General features: G+C 77.8%; 4 protein-coding genes. 2 read left to right on the top strand and 2 right to left on the bottom strand.

Annotation, left to right across the window (positions count from 1 at the left end):
- Positions 1-114: 114 nt before the first annotated feature.
- Together ACFWH7_RS01930 and ACFWH7_RS01925 are read right to left on the bottom strand one after the other, a co-directional pair.
- On the bottom strand, positions 115-732 hold the full coding sequence (locus ACFWH7_RS01930) for a LuxR C-terminal-related transcriptional regulator (protein WP_378214755.1): 618 nt from the start codon (positions 730-732) through the stop codon (positions 115-117).
- 77 nt (positions 733-809) lie between these two features.
- Positions 810-2246, bottom strand: coding sequence for an ATP-binding protein (locus tag ACFWH7_RS01925; RefSeq protein ID WP_378214748.1), 1437 nt, complete (start codon positions 2244-2246; stop codon positions 810-812).
- Positions 2247-2382: 136 nt separating this feature from the next.
- On the opposite strand from ACFWH7_RS01925, the gene ACFWH7_RS01920 reads away from it, so the two are divergent.
- On the top strand, positions 2383-4110 hold the full coding sequence (locus ACFWH7_RS01920; RefSeq protein WP_378214747.1) for a PspC domain-containing protein: 1728 nt from the start codon (positions 2383-2385) through the stop codon (positions 4108-4110).
- Positions 4110-4682: a hypothetical protein gene (locus tag ACFWH7_RS01915; protein ID WP_378214746.1), complete on the top strand. Its 573-nt coding sequence runs from the start codon at positions 4110-4112 to the stop codon at positions 4680-4682. Before ACFWH7_RS01920 ends, ACFWH7_RS01915 begins: the two co-directional genes overlap by 1 nt.
- The last annotated feature ends 186 nt before the right edge of the window (positions 4683-4868 follow it).

Genomic DNA, 4868 nt, shown 5'->3' with positions numbered 1-4868 from the left:
GCCCTCCCCCTCCCCCCCGCCGGCCCCCCGCGCGCCCCGCGCTGCGTGCATTAACGCGCCGCCCTCCACTGGGTACGCGGGCGACTATTTCATGCACTCAGCGGTCGGCGGGGGCTAGAGGAGGCGGCGCTGGGCCGCCCAGCGGGTGAGCTCGTGGCGGGACGAGAGCTGGAGCTTGCGCAGCACGGCGGAGACGTGGGTCTCGACTGTCTTGATCGAGATGAACAGCTCGGACGCGACCTCGCGGTAGGTGTACCCGCGCGCGATGAGGCGCATGACCTCCTGCTCGCGCGCGGACAGGCGGTCGAGCTCGTCGTCGCGGACCGCGACGTCGCCCGCCCCCGTGCCGAACGCGTCGAGCACGAAGCCTGCGAGCCGCGGGGAGAACACCGCGTCGCCGCCCGCGACCTGCCCGACGGCGGCCGACAGGTCGGGGCCGGAGATCGCCTTGGTCACGTATCCGCGCGCCCCGGCGCGGATGACCGCGACGACGTCCTCCGCCGCGTCGGAGACCGACAGCGCGAGGAACCGCACGTCGCCCAGCGCGTCGGCGCAGCGCTGGATCACCTCCGCGCCGCCGCCGCCGTTGCCACCAGGCAGGTGCACGTCGAGCAGCACGACCGGGGGCCGCAGCTCGTGCACGCGCGCGACCGCGGACTCGACGTCGTCCGCCTCCCCCACCACGGTGACGAGCGCGGGGTCGAGGCTCGCGCGCACGCCCGCCCGGAACATGTGGTGGTCGTCGACGAGCACCACGGGGACAGGACCCGTCACGGGCGTGCCGTCGGTCGGCGTGCTGGGGATGGTCGTCACGGGGCCTCCTTGTTCGACGGCGCGCTCGACGGTGCGCTCGACGGCGTGCCCGAGGTCGGGCGGGCGGGCTCGGGCTCTGCCGTCACGGCCCGGGGCACGCGCAACCGTACCTCCGTGCCCCACCCCGGCCTGCTGATGATCTCGGCCTTGCCGCCGCGCCGCTGGACCCGGCCGAGGATCGACTCCCGGACACCGAACCGGTCGGGCGCGACGTCGTCCATGTCGAAGCCGTCCCCCCGGTCGCGGACGAAGACCTCGACCGCGGCGTCGCTCACCTCGAGGTAGACCGAGTAGGGCGGCGCGCCGTGCGCGACGGCGTTCACGAGCGCCTCGCGCGTCGCCTGGAGGAGTGCCGCGGTCTCCTGCGTGGGCGTGCAGTCGCCCACCACGACGACGTCGACCACGACCGGACCGGGGTCGCTCTCCCCGGCCACCCCGTCGCCGGGCGCCCCGGCGGGCGCCCCGATGGACTCGGCCCGGCGGCCCACGCGCCCGTCCTCGACCTCGGCGACGAGCCCCCGCAGCTCGGCGGCGAGCGACGTCCCGGGCGACGGGCGGTCGTCGTACAGCCACTCGCGCAGCTCGCGTTCCTGCGCGCGGGCGAGGCGCGCGACGGTGTCCGCGTCCGACGACCGGGCGCGAATGAGCGCGAGCGTCTGGAGCACGGAGTCGTGCAGGTGCGCGGCGATGTCGGCGCGCTCGGCCTCGCGGGCGCGCGCGGCGCGCTCGTTCCCGAGCTCGCGCACGAGCTTGAGCCACCACGGCGCCAGGACGATCGCGACGCCGGCGAGCACGGCGACCGCCGCGACGGCCGCCCGCACGATCTGCGTGGGCCGCGCGTCCTGCCCCACGAGCAGGACGATGCCCACGAGCACCAGGACCACACCGCCCGCGATGCGCAGCACGCCCGCCGGCGTGCGGCCGCCGGCCCGCGTGAGCAGCCGGCCGCGCTCGACGGCGTCGAGCTGGCTCCACGCGAGCGCGGCACCCGCGAGCGCGATGAGGACGGGGATGACCCAGGAGACCTCGACGTCGACGCCGGTCCGCAGGGCCACGAGCAACGCGGCACCGCCGAGCAGGACGACGCCGATCGCGACGTCCCGGACCGGCAGGCGGCGCACGCTGCCCTGGAGCCGCGGCGCGAGGCGCGACAGCGACGCCGGGCGCTGCTCGTCGCGCGCCGCGGCCGGGTCGCCGGGCGGGACGGTGAGCCACCAGAACACGTAGAGCGCGACGCCGGCGCCGCCCGCGAGCCCGAGGAACGCCATCACGAGGCGCACGACCCCGACGCTCACGCCGAGGTGCGCCGCGAGCCCGGCGCACACGCCGGCGACCCAGCGGCCGCGCTCGGGACGGCGCAGCGGCAGGTCGCGCGGGGGCCGGGCGCCGGTCGGCACGCCGGGCCGCGGAGCGGGGCGGGCGGGAGTCGTCACCCCCCGATCGTCACACGTCCCGAGCGCCCCGAGCGCCCCCGGACGGGGAAACCAGGGTCGCGCGGCGGCCGGTTCAGGGTCGGCTCAGGGTGGCACCCGATACCGGCGACGCGGCTCCGGGACCAGCATGGTGGTCATGAGCACTCCCGACCTTCCCGGACCCGGCACCCCGCCCGGGCCCTCCGGCGGCGCCGCCGACACGTCCGGCGCGCAGCCGGGCACCGTCCCTCCCGGGGCGAGCGGTCCTGGCCCCTCGTGGGCCGGGTCTGCCGGCCCGACCGACCCCGGCCAGCCGCAGGGCCCCCCGCAGGGTCCGCCGCAGACTCCCGGCGCGACCCGCCCGAACGGCACCGACGGCTTCTTCGACGCCGTGCGTCGCGTGGGCATCTACCGCGCGGACGACCGGTGGATCGGCGGTGTCGCGTCCGGCGTCGCCGAGCGGTTCGGGATCGACCCGCTCATCGTGCGCGGGCTCCTGTTCGTGACGTTCTTCCTGTCGGGCGCCGGGCTCGTCCTCTACGGCGCGGCGTGGGCTCTGCTCCCGGAGCGCCGCGACGGACGCATCCACCTCCAGGAGGCGTTCCGCGGCAACGTGGACGTCGCGCTGCTCGGCGCGGCGGCGTTCGTCGTCGTCGGGTTCTCCTGGGGCGGCGGCTGGTGGTCGTGGTGGGACGCGCTCCACCTGGGGTGGCTGACCGGCCTGTTCTGGGTCGCGGCGTTCGTGACGGTGGCCGTCGTCGTGGTCTCCGCGCTCACGCAGCGCGGCCCCCGGGGACCTCAGGGCGCGCCGCCGCAGCCACCGTCGTGGGCAGGCGGCCCGGATGCTCCCGGCGCCGGTGGTCCCGGGACTCCCGGCTACGGTCCCGGCGGAGCGGGTTACGGTCCGGGCGTACCGGGCCACGGTCCAGGCGCTGCCGGTGGCGGCCCCGCGCCGACCGACGCCCCGTGGGGCTCTCCCGGGACGCCGTCGGGCACCGCGCCGTCAGGGCCCCAGGACCGGGCGACCTGGTCCGCCGAGGCGAGCCCGTACGCCTCGACCGCGCCAGGCGTCACAGCGCCGCTTCCCCCGTACGCCCCGGGCGCACCGCTCGGCGCGACCGCCGCTCCACAGCGGGCGCACCAGGGACCGCGGAACCCGTCCGCGCAACAGCCCCCGAGGCCTCCGCGCGCCCCCCAGCCGCCGAAGCCCCCACGTCCTCGAGGACCCGGCGCGACCACGACAGGGGTCGTGGTCGGCCTGAGCCTCCTGCTCGGCGCGTTCCTCCTCGTCGTCGAGCGCCAGGGCGAGCTCCCCTGGCCGGTCTTCCTCACGTGGGCGGGGCTGTCCGGCATCCTCGCGGGCCTCGCGATCGTCGTCAGCGGCCTGCGCGGTCGCACGAGCGGCGGCCTCGGGTGGCTCGCGGTGCTCCTGCTCGTCGTCGCGCTCCCCGCGTCGGCGTGGCGGACCGCGCCGTTCACGTTCTTCCTCGACGACTCCGTGCGGACCGTCACGGACGGCACGCACCGCGTCGCCGACCCGGACGTCGCCGAGGAGGGGTTCGGCGTGACGTTCGGCGACCCGACGATCGACCTCTCCGGGCTCGACCTGTCCGACGCGACGGGGGTCTCTCCCGTCGAGGTCCCGGTCCAGCTCGGCGCCGGCGACGCGACGGTCGTCGTGCCCGACGGCGTCCCGGTCCGCGCGGAGGTCCAGGTGCTCGCGGGGAACGCCCGCTGGCACGTCGACGGCGACCGGCAGGAGATCGGCGGCGTCAGCACGCAGCCGGTCACGTTCGACAACGACGAGGTCCAGTCCGGCGACGACCCGCTGCTCGTGCTGCGGGTCGAGGTCGGGGCCGGCCAGATCACCATCGAGGAGGACTGATGAACGACGGAAACCGTCGCGACGACGACACGCGACCGCTCGGCGACGAGCTCTTCGACACCCAGGCCGGGGCCGCGGAGGCGGACGCCCACCCGACGGTCCCGCTGTCCACCGAGCCTCCGGCCACGGAACCGCTCGCCGCGCCGCCGACGCCCGAGCCGCACCCCACGGAGCCCCTGACCGCCGCGCGGGCGCGTGACGGGGAGACCTCCGTCCTGAACGTGCCCGGACCGGCAGCCCCCGCGCACCCGGTCGCCGCTCCCGGCGGCCCGACGGCGTCCGGCCCGACCTCCGGCGCGATCCCGTCCGCGGGGCCGTCCCTGCCGGCGACGCCCACGACGCCCACGGCGCCCGTCGCCCCCACCGTCCCCTCCTCGCTCGTCCGGCGCGGCCCCCGCGTCTCCACGATCGTGTGGGGGTTCGTCATCGTCGCGTTCGGCGTCGTCGTCCTCGCCGCCGCGCTCGGCGCGCAGGTCGACCTCGGCCTGGCCACGATCGTCGTGCTCGCCGCGGCGGGGCTCACGCTCGTGGTCGGGTCCATCGTCTCGGGGGCCCGGCGCCGGCGAGGCTGAGCCCGGTCCGGCCGGTCCGGCGGGGGCGACCGCGGGCCGGGACACAGCGGGCCGAGACACAGCGAGGGGGGGCGGGCGCGGGGGGCCCGGCCCCCCCCCGGGCGGGGCCGCGGCCCCCCCCCCCCCCCCCCCCCCCCCCCCCCCCCCGGGCCGGGGGGCGGGGGGGCCGCGGGCGCGCGCGGCGCG

This window comes from Cellulosimicrobium cellulans (genome assembly GCF_042723955.1).
GTDB classification, from domain to species: Bacteria; Actinomycetota; Actinomycetes; order Actinomycetales; family Cellulomonadaceae; genus Cellulosimicrobium; species Cellulosimicrobium cellulans_H.
Note: the sequence above shows the minus strand (reverse complement) of the source record. Positions and strands in the feature narration are given on the sequence as shown.